20 protein-coding genes are annotated in these 23,897 nt (G+C 67.9%); 3 read left to right on the top strand and 17 right to left on the bottom strand.

Annotation, left to right across the window (positions count from 1 at the left end):
* Positions 1–94: 94 nt before the first annotated feature.
* Entirely contained in the window at positions 95–982 is an 888-nt protein-coding gene (locus DXK21_RS07030) for a hydrogen peroxide-inducible genes activator (RefSeq protein WP_114817071.1), read from the bottom strand.
* A gap of 102 nt (positions 983–1,084) precedes the next feature.
* A complete protein-coding gene (gene katG / locus DXK21_RS07025; RefSeq protein WP_114817070.1) occupies positions 1,085–3,298 on the bottom strand; it encodes a catalase/peroxidase HPI in 2,214 nt (737 codons plus the stop codon).
* Between the two features lie 272 nt (positions 3,299–3,570).
* Here katG and DXK21_RS07020 point away from each other — a divergent pair, with 272 nt between their 5' ends.
* Both DXK21_RS07020 and ahpD read left to right on the top strand, forming a co-directional pair.
* Positions 3,571–4,125 (top strand): peroxiredoxin, encoded by a 555-nt coding sequence (locus DXK21_RS07020; protein ID WP_114817069.1) that lies wholly within the window; start codon positions 3,571–3,573, stop codon positions 4,123–4,125.
* A 181-nt stretch (positions 4,126–4,306) separates the two neighbouring features.
* Positions 4,307–4,840, top strand: a complete 534-nt coding sequence (ahpD, locus tag DXK21_RS07015; protein ID WP_114817068.1) for an alkylhydroperoxidase, AhpD family — start codon at positions 4,307–4,309, stop codon at positions 4,838–4,840.
* Between the two features lie 84 nt (positions 4,841–4,924).
* Here ahpD and DXK21_RS07010 read toward each other — a convergent pair whose 3' ends face one another.
* The 15 genes from DXK21_RS07010 to DXK21_RS06940 form a co-directional block, all read right to left on the bottom strand.
* Positions 4,925–5,344 carry a helix-turn-helix domain-containing protein gene (locus tag DXK21_RS07010; RefSeq protein ID WP_114817140.1) on the bottom strand — a complete coding sequence of 140 codons (420 nt, stop codon included), beginning with the start codon at positions 5,342–5,344 and terminating at the stop codon, positions 4,925–4,927.
* 123 nt (positions 5,345–5,467) lie between these two features.
* Positions 5,468–5,926 (bottom strand): helix-turn-helix domain-containing protein, encoded by a 459-nt coding sequence (locus DXK21_RS07005; RefSeq protein ID WP_114817067.1) that lies wholly within the window; start codon positions 5,924–5,926, stop codon positions 5,468–5,470.
* A complete protein-coding gene (lnt, locus tag DXK21_RS07000; RefSeq protein WP_114817066.1) occupies positions 5,923–7,512 on the bottom strand; it encodes an apolipoprotein N-acyltransferase in 1,590 nt (529 codons plus the stop codon). The genes DXK21_RS07005 and lnt overlap by 4 nt, the downstream gene beginning before the upstream one ends.
* Positions 7,509–7,964 carry an rRNA maturation RNase YbeY gene (gene ybeY, locus DXK21_RS06995; protein WP_114817065.1) on the bottom strand — a complete coding sequence of 152 codons (456 nt, stop codon included), beginning with the start codon at positions 7,962–7,964 and terminating at the stop codon, positions 7,509–7,511. The genes lnt and ybeY overlap by 4 nt, the downstream gene beginning before the upstream one ends.
* Positions 7,965–8,957 (bottom strand): PhoH family protein, encoded by a 993-nt coding sequence (locus tag DXK21_RS06990; protein ID WP_114817064.1) that lies wholly within the window; start codon positions 8,955–8,957, stop codon positions 7,965–7,967.
* 148 nt (positions 8,958–9,105) lie between these two features.
* Positions 9,106–10,536, bottom strand: a complete 1,431-nt coding sequence (gene miaB / locus DXK21_RS06985) for a tRNA (N6-isopentenyl adenosine(37)-C2)-methylthiotransferase MiaB (protein ID WP_114817063.1) — start codon at positions 10,534–10,536, stop codon at positions 9,106–9,108.
* Positions 10,537–10,590: 54 nt separating this feature from the next.
* Entirely contained in the window at positions 10,591–11,067 is a 477-nt protein-coding gene (locus DXK21_RS06980; protein WP_114817062.1) for a Fur family transcriptional regulator, read from the bottom strand.
* Positions 11,068–11,095: 28 nt separating this feature from the next.
* Positions 11,096–11,512: a ribosomal protein S18-alanine N-acetyltransferase gene (gene rimI / locus DXK21_RS06975; RefSeq protein WP_114817061.1), complete on the bottom strand. Its 417-nt coding sequence runs from the start codon at positions 11,510–11,512 to the stop codon at positions 11,096–11,098.
* Entirely contained in the window at positions 11,509–12,198 is a 690-nt protein-coding gene (tsaB, locus tag DXK21_RS06970; RefSeq protein ID WP_114817060.1) for a tRNA (adenosine(37)-N6)-threonylcarbamoyltransferase complex dimerization subunit type 1 TsaB, read from the bottom strand. Before tsaB ends, rimI begins: the two co-directional genes overlap by 4 nt.
* A gap of 22 nt (positions 12,199–12,220) precedes the next feature.
* Positions 12,221–12,589 carry a helix-turn-helix domain-containing protein gene (locus tag DXK21_RS06965; protein ID WP_114817059.1) on the bottom strand — a complete coding sequence of 123 codons (369 nt, stop codon included), beginning with the start codon at positions 12,587–12,589 and terminating at the stop codon, positions 12,221–12,223.
* A gap of 72 nt (positions 12,590–12,661) precedes the next feature.
* Complete coding sequence (locus DXK21_RS06960; RefSeq protein WP_114817058.1) at positions 12,662–13,276, bottom strand: helix-turn-helix transcriptional regulator; 615 nt, start codon at positions 13,274–13,276, stop codon at positions 12,662–12,664.
* Positions 13,277–13,537: 261 nt separating this feature from the next.
* Positions 13,538–14,095, bottom strand: a complete 558-nt coding sequence (locus tag DXK21_RS06955; protein ID WP_114817057.1) for a NifU family protein — start codon at positions 14,093–14,095, stop codon at positions 13,538–13,540.
* A gap of 192 nt (positions 14,096–14,287) precedes the next feature.
* Positions 14,288–14,755 carry a universal stress protein gene (locus DXK21_RS06950; RefSeq protein WP_114817056.1) on the bottom strand — a complete coding sequence of 156 codons (468 nt, stop codon included), beginning with the start codon at positions 14,753–14,755 and terminating at the stop codon, positions 14,288–14,290.
* Between the two features lie 232 nt (positions 14,756–14,987).
* Entirely contained in the window at positions 14,988–19,847 is a 4,860-nt protein-coding gene (locus DXK21_RS06945; protein ID WP_114817055.1) for an NAD-glutamate dehydrogenase, read from the bottom strand.
* 406 nt (positions 19,848–20,253) lie between these two features.
* A complete protein-coding gene (locus DXK21_RS06940; protein WP_114817054.1) occupies positions 20,254–21,414 on the bottom strand; it encodes an AI-2E family transporter in 1,161 nt (386 codons plus the stop codon).
* Positions 21,415–21,530: 116 nt separating this feature from the next.
* On the opposite strand from DXK21_RS06940, the gene DXK21_RS06935 reads away from it, so the two are divergent.
* On the top strand, positions 21,531–23,048 hold the full coding sequence (locus DXK21_RS06935; RefSeq protein WP_114817053.1) for a helicase HerA-like domain-containing protein: 1,518 nt from the start codon (positions 21,531–21,533) through the stop codon (positions 23,046–23,048).
* The last annotated feature ends 849 nt before the right edge of the window (positions 23,049–23,897 follow it).

Below are 23,897 nucleotides of genomic sequence, written 5' to 3'. Positions count from 1 at the left end.
CTGCGCTGGATCCTCGGGTCAAGCCCGAGGATGACGGCGGCGGGTGGATCGGGGCGTGGGGAAGGCCTGGCGGCTTAAGGGCCTCGCCCCCGCGTCAGTCCAGCTTGAGCGCCTCGGCCAGCAGGCGGGCCTCCGCCGCGCGGCTGGAGCCGGCGCGCCAGGCGACGACGATCTCGCGGCGGGGGGCGTCGGCGGAGATGGGGCGGACGACGACGCCGGGGTTGTCGGCCAGCCCTGCGGTCACGGCCATCTGCGGCAGGAAGCTGACGCCCAGGCCGGCGGACACCATCTGGACCAGGGTGTGCAGGGAGGTGGCGGCGAAGACGTCCTCGCCGCGCGGGGCCTCGATGTTGACGGCGGCCAGGGCCTGATCGCGCAGGCAGTGGCCGTCTTCCAGCAGGATCAGGTCGTCAGACTTCAGCATCCCCTCGGGGATGGGGCCGAGACCGGCCAGGGGGTGGCCGACCGGGGCGGCGGCCAGAATCTCGTCGTCGCCGATGCGGGCGTGGTCGATGCCGGGCGCCTCATAGGGCAGGGCGATGACGGCGGCGTCCAACTGCCCCGCCTTCAGCCCGGCGATCAGGCGCGGGGTCAGGTCCTCGCGGATGAAGAGGCGCAGGGCCGGGTATTGCTCGCGCAGGCCGGGCAGGGCGCGGGGCAGAAGGAAGGGGGCGACGGTGGGGATGATGCCCAGGCGGAACCGGCCCGACAGGGGCTTGCCCGCGTTTTTCGCCGCCTCGACCAGGTCCTCGGTGCGGGCCAGGACGTCCTCGGCCCGTTTGACCGCCTCGGCGCCGACGGCGGTCAGTTGCACCGCGCCGCGCGTGCGCTCGACCACGGGCGCGCCCAGGATCTTCTCCAGTTCCTGCACCCCCGCCGACAGGGCCGGCTGGCTGACGTGGGCGGCCTCGGCGGCGCGGCTGAACGAGGCGTGTTCGGCCAGGAGCTTGAGATAGTGGAGTTGTCGCAGGGTGGGGAGCATCCGCCCCACATAGGCGCGCCCTATCGTGTTTTCAAAGACAATCGAAACCATTGATGAAGAAAGGCGTCGCGAGCCGGTTGGCCCGCGACGCCTCCTTTACGCCTAGTGCAGATCGAAGCGGTCGGCGTTCATCACCTTGGTCCAGGCGGCGACGAAGTCCCGGACGAACTTCTCGCCCGCATCAGCCGAGGCATAGACCTCGGACAGGGCGCGCAGCTGGGCGTTGGAGCCAAACACCAGGTCGGTGCGGGTGGCGGTCCACAGCTGCTCGCCGGTCAGACGATCCGTGCCGACGAAGGTCTCGTCACCCTCGCCATCGACCTGTTTCCAGCCGGTTCTCATGTCCAGCAGGTTGACGAAGAAGTCGTTGGTCAGCTGACCCGGCCGGTCGGTGAAGACGCCGTGCTTCGACCCGCCGTGGTTGGCGCCGAGAACGCGCAAGCCGCCGACCAGCACCGTCATCTCGGGCGCCGTCAGACCCAGGAGTTGCGCCCGGTCGATCAGCAACTCCTCGGTCGGCACGTTGAAGCGGACCTGCAGATAGTTGCGAAAACCGTCGGCGCGGGGCTCCAGCACCGCAAAGCCGTCCACGTCGGTCTGGTCCTGCGAGGCGTCGGTGCGGCCCGGCGTGAAGGGGACGGCCACGTCGTGACCCGCCGCCTTGATCGCCTGTTCGACGCCGACGACGCCGCCCAAGACGATCAGGTCGGCGATGGAGACGTTCAGGCTGAGGCCGCCCTTGATGTCCTCATAGACCTTCAACACCCGCGCCAGCCTGGCCGGTTCGTTGACGTCCCAGTCCTTTTGCGGGGCCAGGCGCAGACGTCCGCCATTGGCGCCGCCGCGATAGTCCGAGCCGCGGAAGGTCACGGCCGAGGCCCAGGCCGTCGACACCAGATCGGCGACCGACAGGCCAGACGCCGCGATGATGTCTTTCAAGACCTTCACATCCGCATCCGACAGCGCCGGTCCGGTATGCGCCGGGATCGGGTCCTGCCAGATCAGGTCCTCAGCGGGCACGTCCGGGCCGAGATAGCGGGTCTTGGGCCCCATGTCGCGGTGGCACAGCTTGAACCAGGCGCGGGCGAAGGCGTCGCCGAAATAGGCCGGGTCGGCGCGGAACCGCTCCATGATCGGGCGATAGATCGGGTCGATCTTGAACGCCATATCGGCGGTCGTCATCATCGTCGGCACGCGCTTGCCGGGTGTATGGGCGGCCGGCGCCAGGGTTTCCGGCGGATTGCCCACCGGCTGCCACTGCTTGGCGCCCGCCGGGCTGCGGACCAGCTCGTAGTCGTGGTCCAGCAGCATGTCGAAGTAGGTCATGTCCCAGGTGATCGGCGTGGGAGTCCAGGCCCCCTCGATGCCTGAGGTGATGGTGTGGTCGCCGATGCCGCTTTCGTGGCCCGAGATCCAGCCAAGGCCCTGCTGGGCGATGTCGGCGCCCTCGGGGCTGACGCCGACCTTGGAGGCGTCGCCGGCGCCGTGGGCCTTGCCGAAGGTGTGGCCGCCCGCGGTCAGGGCGGCCGTCTCCTCGTCGTTCATGCCCATGCGGGCGAAGGTTTCGCGGATGTCGCGGGCCGAGGCCAGGGCTTCGGGCACGCCGCCGGGACCTTCCGGGTTGACGTAGATCAGGCCCATCTGGATGGCGGCCAGGGGGTCTTCCAGGGCCATGCCCTTGTCGGGCTGGATGCGGGTCTGGTTGGCTTCGTCGCCGACCCAGTTCTCTTCCGTGCCCCAGTAGACGTCCTTCTCGGGCTCCCAGACGTCGGCGCGGCCGCCGCCGAAGCCGAAGACCGGCCCGCCCATGCTTTCGATGGCGACATTGCCGGCCAGGATCATCAGGTCGGCCCAGCTGAGCTTAGCCCCGTACTTCTGCTTGATCGGCCACAGCAGGCGGCGCGCCTTGTCCAGGTTGCCGTTGTCCGGCCAAGAGTTGAGCGGGGCGAAGCGCTGTTGCCCCGCGCCGGCGCCGCCGCGCCCGTCGCCGGTGCGATACGTCCCGGCCGAGTGCCAGGCCATGCGGATGAAGAACGGGCCGTAATGACCATAGTCCGCCGGCCACCAGGGCTGGCTGTCGGTCATCAGGGCGGTCAGGTCACGCTTCACCCCGGCCAGATCCAGCGACTTGAACGCCTCGGCGTAGTCGAAGCCGTCGCCCATGGGGTCGCCCGACCTGCCCTGCTGATGCAGGATGTCCATCGCGATCTGGTTGGGCCACCAGTCGCGGTTGGTGCGCCCCAGAAGCGAGCGCAGCGCGGCGGGCTCCTTGCTGGGATCGTGGAGAGGGGTGGGGCCGCCTGCTTGTCCGTCCATGACTTTCCTCCTGTTGGCCGATTGTTTCGAGGAGCCTACGCCCGCTTCGACGCCAAAGGAAAATCGATAAACTTTGAGTCATTCAGCAGGAAAATTTATAGCCATCCCGAACAGACATGCTTGGTGTCCACCGCCCTTCCATAATGAAAATCTATTCGTGATTGTGAAATCATCGATTTGACTTCCGCGGCCCCACCCCCCATCTGAAGCCCAACGGCGATGCGCCTCCCTGCGTCGCCGCCTGTCTTATATTGTCAGAATGGAGCTCCACTATGCTGGGCGTCGGTCAAAAACTGCCTGAATTCAAGATCACTGGCGTGAAGCCGGGCTTCAACGACCATGAAGAAAACGGCGTCTCCGCGTTTGAAACGCTGACGCAGGACAGCTTTGACGGCAAGTGGAAGGTCATCTTCTTCTACCCGAAGGACTTCACCTTCGTCTGCCCGACCGAAATCGCCGCCTTCGCCAAGCTGGGCAAGGACTTCGAAGACCGCGACACCGTGGTGCTGGGCGGTTCGACCGATAACGAATTCGTCAAGCTGGCCTGGCGCCGCGACCACGCCGACCTGAACAAGCTGCCGATCTGGCAGTTCGCTGACACCGGCGGCAAGCTGGCCCGCGACCTGGGCATCCTGGACGAAGAAAACGGCGTCGCCCTGCGCGCCACCTTCGTCGTCGATCCGCACAATGTCGTCCAGCACGTCTATGTCACCAACCTGAACGTCGGCCGTTCGCCGGAAGACACGCTGCGCGTCGTCGACGCCCTGCAGACCGACGAACTGTGCGCCTGCAACCGCCCGGTCGGCGGCGAGACCTTGGCCGCTTAAGTACTGGCCCAGGTACGGCCCGGACCGCGTTTGTAGGGTTCGGGCCGCCCCCTCTGGAAGAGGCGGCGGCGGGCGACTGTCGCCGCCTTTTTCATGCCCGGCGCCCTGCCCTGACGGGCGCGTCGGCCCTCCCCATATTGTGTCCGGCGCAAGCGGCGCCGTTGATCTGAAGGAAGTTTCCATGTCCATCGACGCCCTGCGTGAAATGATCCCGGCCTACGCCAAGGACATCTCGCTGAACCTGTCCTCGCTGGCCAATGAGACCGTGCTGAACGACCAGCAGAAATGGGGCTGCTTCCTGGCCTCGGCCCACGCCATCGGCGTCGCCCCGGTCGTCAAGGCCATCGAGACCCAGGCCGCGACCGTCCTGTCGCCCGAAGCCCTGACCGCGGCCAAGGCCGCCGCCGCCATCATGGGCATGAACAACATCTACTACCGCTCGCTGCACCTGATGAAGAACAACGAGTACACGACCCTGCCGGCCAAGCTGCGCATGAACGTCATCGCCAACCCCGGCGTCGAGAAGCTGGACTTCGAACTGTGGTCCACCGCCGTCTCGGCCATCAACGGTTGCGGCGCCTGCCTTGACGCGCACGAAGGCGAACTGCGCAAGCACGGCGTGCCCAACGTCCAGGTCCAGGCTGCGCTTCGCATCGGCGCCGTGGTCCACGCCGCCAGCCGGATCGTCGCCTCGGAAGCCGCACTGGCGGGCTAATCTGGCGGGTTGATCCGCCACGGATCGCCAGACAGCAGAAAGGCGCGGAGCAATCCGCGCCTTTTTCAATTCCGGTTCGCCGCCTCAGCCCTTGTCGGCAGAGCCGTCGGGGCCGGCCATTTCCCGCATCATGTCCAGCACCAGCTTCTGCTGCCGCACCGACAGCTGCGGCGCCAGACGACCGATCTCCATGCTCTGGCGCGTCGCGGGGAAGTCGTGGACGAAGGGCTCGGCCTCGCCTTCGGCCATACCCGGCGCCGCCGTCGTCAGGCCCTCGAAGAAGTAGCCGATATCGACCTTGAAGAAGCGGGCGATGTCCCAGAGCTTGGAGGCCGAAACGCGGTTGGCGCCCTTCTCATACTTCTGAATCTGCTGGAAGGTCAGACCGAGCGCCCGGCCCAGATCACTCTGATTATAACCCAAGGCGATGCGTTTTTCGCAAACCCGCCGACCGACATGACGGTCCACGGGATGGGGACCATCCTCTGCCGAGCCTCTGACCATCATGCGTTCTCGCCTAAAAACTACGCTGAACTCAATTACTCAATTGTCCCGAAATGCGACGGATAGCCAGCGGTGTCACGACAATTCGCGTGATGGGCGTGTAGGCGCCCCGCTAGAACCCGCTCAGCCCTCTTCTTCGCCCTTCAACGCTCGAACAATCACGAGCGCCGTGCGCTGACGCGCTTCCGGCAGTTGCCGCACGACGGCGCCGATCCGTTGCACCAGGGGTTGAGGCGCCGCCTCCGCCGGATGCCCGGCCAGGCCCGGGGCCCATTCCCTCTCTCCCATTCCCGCGACGCTGTATTCGCCGTCCCGCAGAATCTGGAAGGGCAGCCCCTCGTAGATGGCGGCCACATCGACGTTCATCGCTTTACAGAACTGCCAAAGCCGCGCCGCCGGGACACGGTTCTTGCCGCTTTCGTGCCGCCCCCACTGATTGGCGGAAATCCCCAGCTCATGACCCATCTGGGCCTGCGTAAGACCGCGATCCTCTCTCAGGGCGCGCAGGCGCGCACCCAAGGGCTCGTCGATGTGACGGGTTCGCTTGAGGTCTTCGCGTTCCTCGTCGTCCATCTTGGTCATGCCGGCGCCTTGCGCCGTCCCCAGCCTAGACCACCCGCCAGCATCAGAACCAGCAGCAGGCCGAACAAGCCGTCGCCCCAACGGCCATAGAGGGTCGGGGCCGCCGGTTCGGGCAGGCGCACGTCGATGACCCCGGCATGGCCCGGGTCCAGCCGCTTGCCGTCCACGACGCGGCCCCAGGGGTCGATCATGGCCGAGACGCCCGTGGGGGTGGCGCGGGCGATGGGCAGACCCGTCTCGATGGCGCGATAGCTGGCCAGGTTCAGGTGCTGACGCGGACCCGAGGTGGCGCCGAACCAGGCGTCGTTGGAGACGTTGACGATCCAGGCCGGGCGCGCCGCGCCGCTGGCCGGGGTGAAGCCCGGATAGAGGCTTTCGTAGCAGATGAGCGGCTGGACGTTCGGCGCATTGACCAGGCTGATCGGCGCCGGCTTGGGCCCGGCGCTGAAGTCGGACGGGACGTGGACCAGGCTGCGCACGCCGATCTGGCTCATCAGCTGTCCCATCGGCAGGTATTCGCCGAACGGGACCAGACGGTGCTTGTCGTAGATGGCCCCGATCCGCAGGCCCGCCGCCCCCTCGTCATGCAGGGCGAACAGGCTGTTGTAGTAGCGGGCCCCGCCCTCCGCGGTGGCGTCGGCCTCGCCGCGGCTGATGCCCATCAACAGGGTCTGGCCGGTCTGCAAGGCGCCGGCGATGGCCTGGGCGTCGGACGAGTTAAACACGTCGTTGGCGGTGGCGGGCAGGGCGCCCTCGGGCCAGACCACCACGTCGGGCAGAGCCGCGCCCGGCTGGGCCGTCAGGGCGACGTAGCGGTCGACGATGGCCTGATAGGCCTCCGGGCTCCATTTGGATTCCTGAGGGATGTCGGCCTGGACCAGACGCACCAGGGTCGGGCCGTCGACCAGCTTGGCCGACGATAGGCGCAGGGTTCCGAAGGCGAACAGGCCCGCCAGGACGGCGACGCCCAGACCGGCGGCGATCAGGCGCGGACGACGCGGGGCGCCGCTAGCCAGAAGACCCAGGGCCGAAACCGCCGCCAGCGTCACCAGCCCCAAGCCATAGACGCCCGCCACCGAGGCGAACTGCGACATGGCAGAGCCGGCCAGCCAAGTGGCGCCGGTCGGATTCCAGGGAAAGCCCGTCAGCACATGACCGCGCAGCCACTCCAGCAGGGCGAACAGGGCGGCGAAAAGCAACACTCGCCGCACGGCGTCGCGCGGGGCGAAGCGGCGATAAAGCGCCGTGGCCGCACCGAAGAACAAGCCCAGCCCCATGGGCAGCAGGCTGGCGGCGAAGGGCGCCATCCAGGCCTGATCCTTGTTGACCAGGAAGGCCTCGGCCACCCACCAGCAGCCGATGAAGAAGTAGGCGAAGCCGGCCAGCCACCCCATCCAGAAGCCGCCCTTCACCGTGCGCGACCGCTCAGTCAGCAGCATCAGCAGCGGATAGCCCAGCAAACCGGGCAGGACCCCGAACGGCGGGTGCGCCAAGGCGGCGGCGGCGCCGGCCAGCAGGGCCAGAGCGATCCGGCCCCAGCGGTTCGTCAGCACGCCCCCCCAAAGGGCTGACAAACGCTCATTCATGCCTGGGCCTCGTGTTCAGCTTGATAGGGATCGGCGACGCCGAGCGCGGCCAGGATCTCGCGCTCCTCGCCCTCCATCTCCTCGGCCTCGGCGTCGTCTTCGTGGTCGCGGCCCAGCAGGTGCAGCACGCCGTGGACGACCAGATGGCTCAGATGATCGGAGAGGGTCTTGCCCTGGGTCTCGGCCTCGGCGGCGCAGTAGGCGAAGCCCAGCACCACGTCGCCCAGATGCGGAAAGGCGCTCTCGGCGGCGGGGAAGGACAGAACGTTGGTCGGCCGGTCCTTGCCACGGAAGCGGGCGTTCAGATCCTGCACCCCCGCGTCATCGGTCAGCAGCACCACAAGGTCGCCCTCGACCGTCCCCAGGGCCGCTGTCGCCGCGCGCAGAACCACGCCCTCGACATCAGGCAGAACCGCCGTCCAGGCCGCGTCCTCGACTTCGATCTCGATCATTCAGTCTTCGTCCTCGAGGTCGGGCGCGGGACGCCCCCGCGCCGCATCAGCGTCATAGGCCCGCACAATGCGCTCGACCATGGCGTGGCGCACCACGTCCTCGGCCTTGAAGGCCTGAACCCCCACCCCCTTCACGTCCTCAAGGATGCGCAGGGCGTGGCGCAGGCCGGAATCGCGCGGGTTCAGCAGGTCGATCTGCGACGGATCGCCGGTGACGACCATGCGGGCGCCCTCGCCGAGGCGGGTGAGCACCATCTTCATCTGCAAGCGCGACGTGTTCTGCGCCTCATCGACGATGATGAAGGCGTGGCTCAGGGTGCGGCCGCGCATGAAGGCGATAGGGGCGGCTTCGATCTCGCCCTTCTCGCGGCGGCGACGCACGTCATCAACGCCGAGAATGTCGTTCAGCGCCTCCCAGATCGGGGCCAGATAGGGGTCGACCTTCTCGTTCAGATCGCCCGGCAGGAAGCCCAGCTTCTCGCCCGCCTCGACCGCCGGCCGGGTGATGACCAGGCGGTCCACCTGTCCGCGCCGCAGAAGGCTCGCGCCATAGGCGGCCGCGAGGAAGGTCTTGCCCGTGCCCGCCGGGCCGACGCCGAAAGTCAGCTCGCAACGGCTGAGCAGGTCCAGATAGCGGGCCTGGGCCGCCGTCTTGGGCGCGATGGCGCCGCGCCGACCGACCGGCAGGGCGACAGCGTCTGGCACGACCCGGCCGTGATCCGATCGCGGCTGCGACACGGCGGCGCCCAGGGCCATGCGCACGTCGGCCTCGGTGATCTCGGCCCCTGCATCGGCCCGCTGGGCCAGGGTCTCGACCACGCGTTTGGCCTGGGCCCGGTCCCGCGCCGAGCCGTTGATCGACACCCCGCCGCCCGGCGCCTCGACCAAAACCTTGAAGGCGTCCTCGATCAAGGCGACGTGGCGGCTGTTGGGGCCGATCACGGCCCGCAAGGCCTGATCGCTCAGGGAAAGGAATTCGGACTCTCGGGCCATAGGTTTCCTTTTTGGGGCCCCTAACGCCTCGCTCGCGGAGCGAGCTGCTTGAGAGGCCGTTTCTTGGGGTCGCTGACGCCTCGCCCGGCGGGGCGAGGCTGCTTGAGGGACGCAGAATAATAAGCCGCCTCGTCGGAGGCGTGTCGAGTTAGATAGTGCCTTGATCGACCAACCGCCCGTTCAAACTGTTCTGCGCGCCGCTGACGATCTCGACCGGAACGATCTGGCCCAGCAGATGATCCGCAGCCTCGACGTGGACCGCCTGGAGATAGGGCGAGCGGCCGATGGCCTGACGGTCGTACCGGCCCTTCTTTTCGAACAGGACGTTCAGGGTCTTGCCCGTCTGGGCCGCGTTGAAGGCGGTCTGCTGTTCGAATAGCAGGGCCTGAAGCCGGTGCAGCCGTTCCAGCGCCACGCCTTCCTCGACCTGGCCCGCCATGGTCGCAGCGGGGGTGCCGGGGCGCGGCGAATAGACGAAGCTGAATGCCCCCGCATAGGTGACTTGCCGCACCAGATCGAGGGTGTCCTCGAAGTCCCGATCCGTCTCGCCGGGAAAGCCGACGATGAAGTCGCCGGCGATGGCCATGTCGGGCCGCGCCGTGCGGATGCGAGCGATCAGGTCGATGTATTTCTGGCGCCCATGCTTGCGGTTCATCAGCCGCAATACCCGGTCGGACCCGGCCTGCACCGGCAGATGCAGATAGGGCATGAGGGCGTCCAGATCGGCGTGGGCGGCGATCAGGTCGTCGCTCATGTCGTTGGCGTGGCTGGTCGTATAGCGGATGCGGTCCAGACCCGGAATTTCGGCCAGGGCATAGGCCAGCCGCGCCAGTGTCGACGGCTTCCCATCCGGGCCTTCGCCGTCATAGGCGTTGACGTTCTGACCCAAGAGGGTGACCTCGCGCACGCCACGGTCGGCCAGGGCGCGTGCCTCGGCCAGGACCGCCGCCGCCGGGCGCGACCACTCGGCGCCGCGCGTATAGGGGACGACGCAGAAGGTGCAGAACTTGTCGCACCCTTCCTGCACCGTCAGGAAGGCGGTGGGGCCCTCGCCGCCGCGCGTGGCGATCATCTTGGGGGTCAGGGCGTCGAACTTCTCATGCGGAGCGAAATCGGCGCCGATGCGCTCGCCGCGCGCCCGCGCCGTGCGGGTCAGCAGTTCCGGTAGCTGGTGATAGGCCTGGGGTCCGACCACCAGATCGACCGCCGGCTGGCGCTTCATGATCTCCTCGCCCTCGGCCTGGGCGACGCAGCCTGCCACGGCGATGGTCATGCCGCCGTCGCCGCGCGCGACCTTGCGCTCGCGCATCTGCTTCAGCTTGCCCAGTTCCGAATAGACCTTCTCGGCGGCCCGTTCGCGGATGTGGCAGGTGTTGAGGATGACAAAGTCGGCGCCTTCGGGCGCGTCTGTCGGCGCATAACCCAGCGGGCGCAGGACGTCGGCCATGCGCTCGCTGTCATAGACGTTCATCTGACAGCCGTAGGTCTTGATGAACAGGCGTTTGGGCGCCGCCGCCAGACCTTGGTCCGGGGCTGCGCCTTCCGCCTTTTCGATGGGCTTTTCGAGCGTATCGGTCATGCGCGGCTTATGATCGCCGAAGCCGGCGACGGCAAGGCGAACCGCTGCGCGGGATCAGCCCTCGGTCGGCTCCACGCGCGCGGCATGACGCTTGTAGATCAGGCCTTCGCGCTCGACCGGCTCGGCGCCAGGGATGGCGTGGCCGTAGAGCTCCAGCTTGTGACCGACCAGTTCAAAGCCCAGGCGCTTGGCGATCTCGGTCTTCAGGCGCTCGATCTCGGCGTCGAAGAACTCTATGACCTCGCCGGTCTTGGTGTCGATCAGGTGGTCGTGGTGGTCGTCGCCGGCCTCTTCGTAGCGGCTGCGACCGTCGCCGAAGTCATGCTTCTCGACCACGCCCGCCTCTTCGAACAGGCGCACGGTGCGATAGACGGTGGCGATCGAAATGTGCGGGTCGATAGCCGAGGCGCGGCGATACAGCTCCTCGACGTCAGGGTGATCCTCGGCCTGAGACAGAACGCGGGCGATCACGCGCCGCTGCTCGGTCATACGCATGCCGCGGTCGGCGCAAAGTTTCTCGATCCGTTCCATGCGCCGGAAGATAGGCTGAGCCGCTGACTTATGGAAGCGGTCGAGGAAAGTTCAGAGCCAGGACCAGGGCGTCCTCCCGGCGGCCGTTCGCACGCGCATAATATCCGCGCCGACGCCCGGCCTCATGAAAGCCCGCCCGAGCATAGAGGGCGCGGGCGGCGACATTGTCTTCGGCCACTTCCAGGAACATCCGATCAGCCCCGAGCGCCGCGGCGCGGACCACGGCGGCTTCGACCAGACGGGCGCCCAGCCCGCCGCGCCGGGCGGACGGACGCACCGCCAGGGTCAGGATCTCCGCCTCGTCGGCCACGACTCGGATCAGGATGAAGCCGTCAGCGTCGGCCACGACGAAGACGCCGGGCGAAGCGAGCAGGGCCGACAGGCTGGCCGCGTCCCACGGCGTCTCGAACGCCTCGGCGTGGATCGCGGCGAGGGCCTCGGTCACGAGGCGAGCGGTGGGCGCGGCTGGCCCGGCAGACGGCTGGGCGGGGTGGCGTCGGGCGCGCGCAGATAAAGCGGGCGGGGCAGGGCGGTCGCCGGATCAGCCGCTGCCGTCAGACGGGCCAGGGCTTCGGGCGTCGGCGCGGGCAGCGTCTTCAGGACCACGTCGGAGAACTGATCGGGGAAGGTCTCGCTCAGCAGCAAGGCGCCCGAACCGACGAGGCTCGGGACCGCACCGGCCGCCGCCGCCAAGATGCGATCCGTCGCCGTTTCCAGCGACAAGGCCTCAGCCTCGCCCAGCGCGACGCCGTCGCGGAACAGCCGGGCATAGACCTGGCCCCGGCGGGCGTCGATCACGGCGGCGACCAGACCGGCGGGTTCAATGGACGCCGCTAAAGCGTCCAGCGTGGAGACGCCGACGACCGGGCGATCCAGCGCTGCGCCCAGGCCCTGCGCAAAGGCCATACCGACGCGCAGGCCGGTGAAGGAGCCCGGTCCCACGGTGACGCCGATCCGCTCCAGCGCGTCAAAGCCGCCGCCGGCGTCCGCCACAGCATCGCGGGCCATACCGGCCAGCCGTTCCTGATGGCCCTTGGTCATCAGTTCGGAGCGCAGGCCGATCACGCGCCCGTCCTCGACCACGCCGGCCGTACAGGCGCCCAGCGCCGTATCCACGATCAGAACTCTCATCGTGGTCTTCCTATCGGGGTGGTCAGGCCGACGCCAGCGCCGCGACCACCTGGCTCACCGCACGACGCAGCGCCGGGTCGACGATCCGGGGAAAGGCCTCGGCCAGGGCGCGACCGTCCGCCGTCGCGGTCAGGGCGTGCAGGCCGAAGGCAGCATCGTCCTGATCGGTCCGCGATGGAAAGAAGTCGGCCACCGAACAGCCGAGGGCCGTCGCCACCTGATGCAGGCGCGAGGCCGAGACGCGGTTGGCGCCCTTCTCGTATTTCTGAACCTGCTGAAAGCTGACGCCCAGTTGCGCGGCGAGGGCGGTCTGCGACAGGCCCAGCGCCGAACGGCGGGCCGCCATGCGCAATCCGACGACAGCGTCGATATCCTGAGTGCGGCGGGTCATGAGCGGCGTCTCCGTGGCGAGTACGACGCCAAGGTTTCATATCAGACGATGAAACACAACTGTTTCGTTTCATCACTCATCCAGACGCGCCACCACGGCAGAGACCGAGCGAGCTTGGTCTCGCGCGATCCGCTCCAGCGTCAGCAGAGCCCCGGCGCCGCGCACGATCAGTTCCGCTTCATCCGAGCGCACATAGAGCCGCACCCGCAGGCTCCCGTCCGCCATCTCGACGACGCAGCCCTGATCGCGACGCGGCCAACGGCCCGGCGCATATTCCAGCACCGTACCCGCCGCCGCCCAGGGCGCCAGTTCATCCGTCGACAGACGCAGGCGTCGGCGTTCGCTCGGCGGGGCCGGATCATAGACGCGACCGCGCGCCTGCACCCCGGCGGACGAGGCTTTGGCGGCTGGGTCGGGCGAGGGGGATGGACTAACGGCTGCGCCGAGCACGAGAGCGAGATCCTCGGGCGTGGCGTCCAGGGCGCCGGTCAGGCGGCGCTGCACATCGGGGCGGAACAGGCCGGGGCGTTTACCCGCCTCATACAGGCCCCAGCCCTGGCTGGTCATGCCGATCCTCTGACCGGCCTCGGCCTGGCTCAGTCCCCGCTCGCGGCGCAGGGCGGACAGGGCCTCGCCGAGAGCGCGGCCCTCGGCCCCGGCGTCATCATCGGATGTGAAACGGGCCATGCGGCGATCATGCCCCACGGCCCGTTCGGACGATAGTGTTTCATGTGAAACATCATTCTTGTGGGCCGCGGTCGTCGGCCCTTCGGGACCTCCCGACCCGACGCGAGCATTCTTGTGGGCCGCGGTCAGAAGGCTCCGCCTTCTCGACCCGACGCGGCCTGGCGCTTCGCGCGCGCTCAAACAGCCAGCCGTCGCGCGGCAAACGGTAGCGCCCCGAAATGCGCTCAAGCAGCGAGCGACCGCGCCACAGCGGTAGCGCCCTTAAATCACCTGCTCGACGCTGGTCACTTCGGGGATGTAGTGACGCATCATCTGTTCCACGCCCGCCTTCAGCGTGGCGGAGGAGGAGGGGCAGCCCGAGCAGGCCCCGCGCATGCGCAGGCGCAGGATTCCGGTTTCCAGATCAAAATGGTCGAACAGGATGTCGCCGCCGTCCTGGGCCACGGCCGGGCGGATGCGGCTGTCCAGCAGACCCTTGATCTCGGCGACGATCTCGCTGTCTTCAACGCCGTCGTCCACGACCGCTTCGACCCCGCGCGTCAGCGGCGCGCCCGAGACGAAATGATCCATGATGACCGCCAGAATGGGGGCCTTCATCTGGCTCCAGTCCAGCCCCTCGGCGGCGCGCGTCACCGAGACATAGTCAGCGCCGAAGAAGACGCCCTCGACGCCCTCCAGCTCGAACAGGGCCTCGGCCAGCGGCGAGGCCGTGGCTTCATCGATGGAGCGATATTCCAGCACGCCTTCCGGGGCCACATCGCGGCCCGGCAGGAATTTCAGGACATTGGGGTTCGGCGTGGGTTCGGTCTGGATGAACATGGGCGGGAGATGGACCTCGGCGGCGGAGTTCGCAAGTCTCTCGCGCTTGGGTGCGGCGTCTGATGCGCCGAAGCGCCCCCACCCGGCCTCACCCTGCGGGCTCAGCCACCCTCCCCATGAAGGGGAGGGAGAAGCAGCGCTATGTCGCTCAAGCAGCGAGGCTCCGCGAGCCGAGCGATAGCGACCCCAGGATTATGCCAGATCCTCGATATCCGCGTCGGTCAGTTCGCCCGGCACGATGGTCACGGGCAGCTTGCGGCCAGTAAAGGCGCCGCCCTGTTTCAGCACCGCCGAGACCAAGGGGCCGGGACCGCGCGAGCCCGACCCCGCCGCCAGCACCAGAATCTTGATGTCGGGGTCGGCGCCGACGGCCTTGCGTATGGCGCCTTGGGGGTCGCCTTCTTCAATCAGGAAGATGGGGGAGGCGCCCGATTTCTCGGCGGCCTCCTCGCCGATGCGATTCAGCAAGACCTCGGCCTCTTCGCGTTGCTGGCGGCGGATTTCATCGCGGACGCCGGACCAGTGCTCGTCCGAGCCGCCGGGCAGGGCGCGCAGCAGGACGACGCGGCCGCCGGTCGACTTGGCTCGACGCGCGGCATAGCCCAGGGCCGCGCCGAACTCGGGGCTGTCGTCGACGACGACGAGAAACTTCCTGGGCATGGGATCTTCTTGCCTTGCGGATCTCTAAACCGCCACCTAGCCCGAAGCCGCCCCAAACGCCAAGGCCCGCCCGCCTCATCGCGAACGACGAAACGAGCGGGCCCTGAACCGACGCAGAAGCGTGCGGTCATGCGCTCAAGTAGCGAGGCTCCGCGAGCCGAGCGTAGCGCCCTTAGACTCGCTCAAGCAGCGAGCGACCGTGTCGCTCGCGTTAGCGCTCTTGGGAAGCTTCTTAGCTTCCCAGAACCTCCCGGATAGCCCCGTTGGCGATGGTCAGCTTGGCGAAGGTCCAGCCGGCGCCCGAAGCTTCGATCTCGTCCACCGCAGCGCGCAGCGCCTCGACCTGACCCATCCGCGCGCCGATCCAGGCGTCGACCGCCTGTTCCGCGCTGGCCTCTCCCGCGCCCGCCGCCTCGACCGACGCCAGGGCCACGGCGCGGGTCAGCTGCTGCTGCTCGGCGCTCAGGTCCTGAATCAGGCGACGCACGGCCAGACGATCGAAGTGATCGCTCGACGACACCGAGCCGGCGGCGACGCGCAGACGGTCGAAGTCGAAGGCGGCGCCGACCTGGTGATAGAGGCGGGCCATGGCCGGGGCGCTCCAGCCCAGTTCATTGGCCAGATCGCCGATGTCCGCCGTGGCCACCATGGGCCGCAGCAGGGCGATGTCGCGCGCCAGGTCTTCGGGGGCGCCCAGGGCCACAAAGGCCTGGACCCGGCCCTCGAAGCGTTGCTGCTCGAAGCGCGACAGCACGGCGGGACCGGCGGTGCGCAGGGCGTCGGCAGCCGGTTGGTAGGCGGCGATCATGCCGCCGACCGTGGTTTCCGTGCGGGCCGCACGACGGGCCAGCCAGTAGGTCTGACGACGCAGGACCAGGGCGATCTCGCGATAGAGGGCCGTCTGGGCCTCGGCCGGGATCTTGAGGTCCAGGGCCGAGACGGCGTTCCAGGCCTGATCCAGACGGAAGACCTGACGCGCGGTTTCAAAGGCCGTGACCATGGCCGCCGTGTCGCATTCCGCCGCCGCGCGCAGGCGGTCGGGGAAGGTCGCGCCCGCCATGTTGACGATCTCGTTCGACAGCACCGTGGCGATGATGTCGCGACGCAGGCGGTGGCCCTTCATGTCCTCTTCGAACTGGGCCAGCGGAGCCGGGAAGTAGTGGACCAGCAGGCGCTCGAAGAAGGCGTCGTCAGGCGCCGAAGAGCCGACGATCTCGTCGAACAGCTCCAGCTTGGAATAGGCCGTCAGCACCGCCAGTTCGGGACGGGTCAGAGCGGAGCCCTGCGCCTTCATCTCGGCCATGCGGGCGTCGTCGGGCAGGTATTCCACGGCGCGGTTCAGCTTACCCAGGGCCGTCAGGTGCTGCATGAAGGCCTGCTGGGCGTCCAGGGCGTCGGCGCCTTCGGCCTGTTGCAGGGTCAGGGCCAGGGTCTGGTCGTAGTTGTGCGCCAGAACCTTGTCGGCGACCTCGTCGGTCATCGACTTCAGCAGGGCGTTGCGGTCCTCGGCCTTGAGGTGGCCCGAGGCGATGGCGCCGCCGGTGAGGATCTTGATGTTCACCTCATGGTCGGACGAGTCCACGCCCGCCGAGTTGTCGATGGCGTCGGTGTTGATGCGAGCGCCCGCGCGCGCCGATTCGATCCGGCCCAGCTGGGTCATGCCAAGGTTGGCGCCTTCGCCGATGACCTTGGCCCGAACCTCGCCGCCGTTGATGCGGATGGCGTCGTTGGCCTTGTCGCCGGCCTGGGCGTTGGTCTCGCCCGCGCCCTTGATGTAGGTGCCGATGCCGCCGAAGTAGAGCAGCTCGGCCCGCGCCTTGAGGATGGCCTGCATCAGGGTCGTCGGGTCGACGGTGTCGGCCTCGATGTCCAGCAGGGCCTTGATCTGCGGCGTCAGGGTGATGGTCTTGGCCGCGCGGGAGAAGACGCCGCCGCCTTCCGAGATCAGGCTCTTGTCATAGTCCTGCCAGCTGGTGCGCGGGGTTTCGAACAGGCGCTTGCGCTCTTCCCACGACTGGGCCGGGTCCGGGTTCGGGTCGATGAAGATGTCGCGGTGATCGAAGGCGGCGACCACCTGCGTCGCCTTGGACAGCAGCATGCCGTTGCCGAAGACGTCGCCGGACATGTCGCCCACGCCGACCACGGTGAAGGGTTCGGACTGGATGTCCTTGCCCATCTCGCGGAAGTGGCGCTTGACGGCCTCCCAGGCGCCGCGCGCGGTGATGCCCATCTCCTTGTGGTCATACCCGGCCGAACCGCCCGAGGCGAAGGCGTCGTCCAGCCAGAAGCCGTAGGACTGGCTCACGCCGTTGGCGATGTCCGAGAAGGTCGCCGTGCCCTTGTCGGCGGCCACGACCAGATAGGGGTCGTCGCCTTCCCAGGCCACGACATTGGCCGGACGCACCGGCGCGCCCTCGCCGACGATGTTGTCGGTGATGTCCAGCAGCCCGGACAGGAAGGTCTTGTAGGCGCGGATGGCCTCGGCCTGGATGGCGTCGCGGTCGCCGCCGACCGGCAGGCATTTGGGATAGAAGCCGCCCTTGGAGCCGACCGGCACGATGACCGAGTTCTTGACCTGCTGCGCCTTCACCAGGCCCAGGACCTCGGTGCGGAAGTCGTCGCGACGGTCCGACCAGCGCAGGCCGCCGCGCGCCACGGGGCCGAAGCGCAGGTGGACGCCCTCGATGTGCGGGGCCCAGACGAAGATTTCGCGGAAGGGTTTGGGCAGGGGCAGGTCTTCAAGTTCGCGCGAGGCGATCTTGATCGAGATGTGGGCCTTGGGCGTGCCCTCGGCGTCGACCTGATAGAAGTTGGTGCGCTTCACGGCGCCGATCAGCAGGGCGATGCGGCGCAGCACCCGGTCGTGGTCCAGGCTCTTCACGTCCTGCAGCAGGGCCACAATCTTGTCGTTCAGCTCGGCGACCAGACCTTCGCGTTCGGCGACCGAACCGCCGTGGGCCGGGTCGAACTTGGCCTTGAACAGCGACAGGATGGCGCGGGCCACGGTCGGATATTCGCGCAGGGCCGCTTCCTGCACCGCCTGCGACGGGTCGAGGCCGGTCTGCTGGCGATAGCGGGCCAGGGTGCGGATCAGGGCCGCTTCACGCCAGTCGACGCCCAGCTCCAGCACCAGGCGGTTGAAGCCGTCGCTCTCGGTGCGGCCGGTCCAGACCGCCGAGAAGGCGGCCTCGAACGGGGCCTTGATGTCGGCAAACGTCAGGGCCTCGCCGCGCGGGTCCTCCAGCAGGAAGTCGTGGATATAGATGGGGGCGTCGCCCGTGGTGCGGACGACGTGGTCCGATTCTTCCAGCGTCTTCAGACCCATGTCGGCCAGGATCGGCAGGACGTCGGACAGGGGCACGGCCGAGCCGCGACGATAGAGCTTGAAGCGGAACTGCAGCGCGCTTTCGTCCGCCGTGCGGAAGGCGCGGACGGCCACCGGCTCGGCATGGACGCCGTCGCCCGTCGAGCCGTCGTTCAGACGGTCGAACTGCTCCAGATCGGCCACGGCCTCGGCGGCGTCATAGCGGTCGCGGTAGGAGACGCCGAAGCTGTCGGCCCATTTTGCGCTGGTCGGACCGACGGCCACTTCGTCCACATCCGCGGCGCGCAGGGCGGTTTCGAAACGGTCGATCCAGCTGCGGCCCGCCTCGGCCACCTCGGCTTCCAGGGCCTTGAGGTCGGGGTTGAGGTGAGCGCCCGGCTCGACGCCGATGATGTAGTGGACGCGCGTCAGCGGCTGGTCCGACAGCTGCGGATACCAGGCCGAAACCCGGCCGCCCCAGGCCTTGGCCAGGATGCCGCCGATGCGCTGGCGCAGGCCGGCGTCGAAGCGTTCACGCGGGATGAAGCAGAGCACCGAGACGAAGCGGTCGAACGGGTCCTGACGCGAGAACAGACGGATGCGCGGGCGGTCGTACAGGTGCAGGATGCCGAGCGCCGTCTCCAGCAGCTCGTCTTCGCTGATCTGGAACAGCTCGTCGCGCGGGTAGTTCTCCAGAATGTTCTTCAGACGCTTGTAGTTGTGGCTGCCCGGCGCCTTGCCGGCGCGTTCCAGGGCGTTGGCCACCTTGCGCCGGATCAGGGGCACCTCCTTGGCCATCTTGTCATAGGCCTCGGCGGTGAACAGGCCGACGAAACGGGTTTCGCCCGAGGCCTTGCCGTCCGCGCCGTAACGTTTGACCCCGACGTAGTCCATGTAGGCCCGGCGGTGGACGCGGCTGCGGATATTGGCCTTGGCCACCGTCACCGGCTCGCTGAGGTCCAGCTGACGCTGCATGGCGGCGGTCAGGACGGCCGGTTCCGAGGCGCGACGCAGGACGCGGCGCTCCGGGTCGCCCAAAACGCCGAGACCCTGATCCGAGACCTCCAGCGGGGCCTCGGCGGCATAACCGCCGTCGGCCTTGCGCGGATAGGCGTAGTCGCGGGCGCCCAGGAAGACGAAGTGGTCACTCTTGGCCCAGCGCAGGAAGGCGATGTTTTCTTCCAGCACGGCGGGATCGACGGCGGCGGGCGGCGCGGTTTCCAGGTGCTCGACGGCGTCGCGCATCGCCTGGACCATGGCGGCGTGGTCGCCGACGGCGGCGCGCACGTCGGCCATGGCCTGGGCCAGGCCTTCGCCCAGAACGTCGCGACGTTCCTGAGGCAGGGGATCGACGACGACGATGATAAGCGAGTCGCGACGCCCGACCTCGATCTCGGCCACCGGGTGGAACAGGGCGCGGACGGTGACGCCGGCGTCAGCCAGTTCGCCCAGGACGCTGTCGACCAGGAAGGGAGCGTCGTCCTGAAGGATCAGGACGCTGTCGTAGCCGGTCGGCGCGCCGTCGGCCCCGGCCAGGGCGCCGACGGTGACGCGGGCCGGTTCGCCGGCCTGACGCGTCTTGGCCGAACGCCAGACCTGGGCCAGCAGGGCCGCCAGGTCGTCGCCGCCCAGTTCGGGGGTCTCATCGGCGGCGTAGTCGTCAAAGGCCTGGGCCAGGAAGGACTTTTCGGCAGCGCCCGGCGGGCCGTCGACAATGCGCGCATAGGCCGCCTCCAGCGCCTCCAGGGTGGCTGGCGTGGCGGAAACGGTGCGCGAAGCGGCGGACATGGTGAAGTCTCGGACAGCACGGCCAGAGGCCGCAGGGGTTTGACCGGCGCACCTTAGCGCGGCTGGCGAAACTGGCTAGGCCGCGAGAGGCGACTAAGACCCTGAATTCCTGTGTGCAGCGCACCATGTTGCGCCCGAGGCCCACTGATGAGTGTTTCCTCCTCAACAAGGCCACATTGACGACAACAACCGCCCCAATTCCGCCCTGAACCGGACGTCCGCGCCGGTTGAATCGGGCGCTAGAACGAACAAGGCCGTCGAGCGTAAACGCTCGACGGCCTGCTCGGGTCCGGCGCAGGAGGGGGAGGGAGCGCCGGTCCTCTGGACTTCGCGGCCGGAGGGGGGAGGGAGGCCGCGTCGTCTGATTGGACAGATAGTCGGCAGATATGGCGGATCAAGGGCAGGATCAGCCTTCATTCCGATCTTTTTCGTGCGGCGTCTTGCCGCGGCTCCACAGACGCTTGAACCAACCATCCCCTTCGTCCTTTCGCGCTTCGGGCTTGCGCGCAGCATAGGGCTCGCCGTCGCCGGACAGCAGGACCGCCATCCAGCGCGAGCCCTTGAACTCGGCCAGGATGGCCATGGCCATGACCGCCAGCGGCGTCGACAGGAACATGCCCGGCACGCCCCACATCTTGCCCCACAGGGCCAGGGCCAGCAGGACCACCACGGGATCGATGTTCTGATTGTCGCCCTGCATGCGCGGCTGAACCAGATTGCCGACCACAAACAGCAGGGTCTGCAAACCGATCAAGAGGATCAGGGCGGGCCAGTAGCTCTCGAACTGAACCAGGGCGAACAGGGGCGGAGCCAGGCCGGCGATGGCCCCGCCCAGCACCGGAATAAAGCCGACGATGAAGATGACAAAGGTCCAGAACTCGGCGTTCTGAAGTCCCACCGCCCGCATCATGGCCCAGGCCACGGCGCAGATCATGACGCCGGTGACGGCCTGGACCCACAGATAGCCCTCAACCCCGCCGCGCACGCGATTGAACACCTCCAGCGCCTCGTTGCGCGCGCCCCGGTCGGGGAACATGGCGACGATCTTCTTTCGGAAGCCCGCCTGAGAGGCCAGCAGGAAGCCCAGATAGACCATGACGAAGAAGGCGCCCGAGGCGACCCCTTGCGCCTGCATCGCCGCCTGGGTCAGCCAGCCGCGCACGTCAATGCCGGCGATCAGGTCCTGAAGGGTCGGGGGCTCCTTGACCCCGACAAGGCCGCTGACGTCAGCGATGATATGGTCCAGGCGCGGACCGATGCCGGCTGAGGCGCCCGAGGCGTCGGTGAAGAAGCCCGCCGCCCCATCGACGATGATCCAGATCGACAGCAGGAAGCCGATCACCACCACGATCAGGGCCGCCGCCCCGGCGAAGCGCGACGGCACCGGGGTGCGCTGCTCGATGGCCCGCTTCATCCCGTCGATCATGATCATCAGGAAGATGGCCATGGCCAAGGGGGTCAGGATGTCCCGCAGCCAATAAAGCGCCGCCCCGCCCGCCACGACGGCGATCAGGACCAGGGCGTTGCGCGCGACCGAGGAGGTCGGAACCGTAATGGGCAGTTTCATGAGGGGGACTGTCGGCGGCGGCGGGGAGAGCGTCAATCGCTGTAAAGCCTCGCGGTTCCGCCTTGCAGCCCCCGTCGTGTCAGATAACCATGCGCCCGAAGCCGGAGACCGCCCGAATGACCGACAATCCCGCCGCCCTTTTTCTCGGCCAGTCCTTCGAGGGCGCCGCTGAAAACCTGCTGTTCAAGCGCGCCAACCGGCACGGGGTGGTGGCGGGCGCCACCGGCACGGGCAAGACGGTGACGCTGCAGATCATGGCCCAGGGCTTTTCCGACGCCGGCGTCCCGGTCTTCTGCGCCGACGTGAAGGGCGACCTGTCGGGCATCAGCCAGGCCGGCGATACGGTTCGGTTCGCCGAGCGCGCCGGCCAGATGGGGCTGAGTCTGACCGGCAAGGCCGCGCCCGTCGTCTTCTGGGACCTGTACGGCCAGAAGGGCCACCCGATCCGCGCCACTGTGTCCGACGTCGGCCCGACCCTGCTGGCCCGGATGCTGGAGCTGAACGACGTGCAGGAAGGGGTCCTGACCGTCGCCTTCCACGTCGCCGACAAGGAGGGCCTGCTGCTGCTGGACCTCGAGGATCTGCGCGCCCTGCTGGCCTATGTCGGCGAAAACGCTCAGACCATCGGCCGCGAGGTCGGCAATGTCTCTCCCACCTCCATCGCCGCCATCCAGCGCGCCCTGCTTCAGCTGGAGCAAGAGGGGGGCAAGGCCTTCTTCGGCGAGCCGGCCCTGCGGCTGGAGGACATGATGCGCACCTCGCTGGACGGGCGGGGTCAGGTCAATGTGCTGGATTCCACCCGGCTGATGAACAGCCCGCGCCTGTACGCCGCCTTCCTGCTGTGGCTGCTGTCGGAGCTGTTCGAGCAGCTGCCCGAGATCGGCGACCCGGAGAAGCCGCGCCTGGTCTTCTTCTTCGACGAAGCCCACCTTTTGTTCAACGACGCGCCCAAGGGCCTGCTGGAAAAGGTGGAGCAGGTGGTGCGCCTGATCCGCTCCAAGGGCGTCGGGGTCTATTTCGTCACCCAGAACCCGGCCGACATCCCGGACACCGTCCTGGCCCAGCTGGGCAACCGGGTGCAGCACGCCCTGCGCGCCTATACCCCGGCCGAACAGAAGGGCCTGCGCGCCGCCGCGCAAAGCTTCCGCACCAATCCCGCCTTCGACACCGCCGAGGCCATTCAGGGGCTGGGGGTGGGCGAGGCCCTGGTCTCGACGCTCGATGAGAAGGGGGGCCCGACCGTGGTGGCCCAGACGAAAATCCGTCCGCCGGACTCGCGCCTCGGCCCGGCCACCGAGGCCGAACGCGCCGCCGTCATGGCCGCCAGCCCGGTGCGCGGGACCTATGACACCGCGATTAACCGCGAGTCCGCCGAGGAGGTCCTGAAGGCCCGCCGCGCCCAGGCCGCCCGCATCGAGGCCGAAACCGCCAGCGCCGCCGCCGAGGCCAAGGCCGCCGAAAAGGCCGCGCGTTCGGCGCCCGCGCCGACCCGTGAACGCGCCGCGCCGCGCGCCCGCGCCTCATCCCGACAGACGCCGATGGAGGCCCTGACCAAGTCCGTCCTGCGCACCGCCGGCACAACCATCACCCGCGAACTGCTGCGCGGCGTCCTGGGCAGCCTAAAGCGGCGCTAGGGTGGAGTCAGCCAAGGGTGGTTGGCGGACATTGACCTTCGACGGGAATATCGCTTCGATCTACCGATTGTCGGAGCACAGAGATGATGAGGCTGGCCTCAGTGCTGGTGATAGGGGCGGCCATACTCTCGGCCTGGCATCCCACGCCCGAAGAAGTAACAGCCAAACAATGCTCCGCCTGGCGAAACATAGACTTCGCTGGGCTTCCAACACATCTCAACGATGACCCGCAAGACCCCTTGCTCGAAGACGTTTGGGAGAATTGGGCGAAAGGCGAAACTGGAATCGTATGGAGCACGGATACTCCGATCTCTACCCTTCACTTCATCACCTCGCCGGGAGGATTGGCGACTGATCCTACGGTCCGTGAAGTCATTGGCAGGCAGACTCCTTCAGGTTGGGAAATATACGCCAGATCGACGCCTGCTCATCCGCCATGGCAGCCTCAGTGGACCGCATGGCGGCGAGTCATCCTGACCTCCCAAGGCAAGCGGAAGCTGAACTCGACCCTTGCTGACCCATGTATGTGGGTCGCCCCGCGCTTTCTGGATGGGCCAGTTCGCCTCTTGAATGGGCGCGGTGACTCCCAACCTGACGGGCCTTCCACTGGATATGATGTGACGCATGGTGAGCGTCGTTGGGGCGGGTGGCACTTTTCTTGGTCAGTAGGTCCGCAAGGTCGACTGCGGTCGCTACTTCTCGCTGAATCTTTTGGATTGCCGGAGCAGCCAGAGAACAGCATTGGGCCAGACGGTTGGTTCGATTGGCCGACCCGGTGAGGTCCGCAACGGATCGAGGCTGTGTGAAAACGCCTCCAGCTCGAGCGAATTAGGTTAGCCTTCTGAGGTC

The organism is Brevundimonas bullata (assembly GCF_003350205.1).
Lineage (GTDB): Bacteria > Pseudomonadota > Alphaproteobacteria > Caulobacterales > Caulobacteraceae > Brevundimonas > Brevundimonas bullata.
The sequence above is the reverse complement of the archived record's forward strand: the minus strand, read 5'-3'. Positions and strand labels throughout refer to the sequence as shown.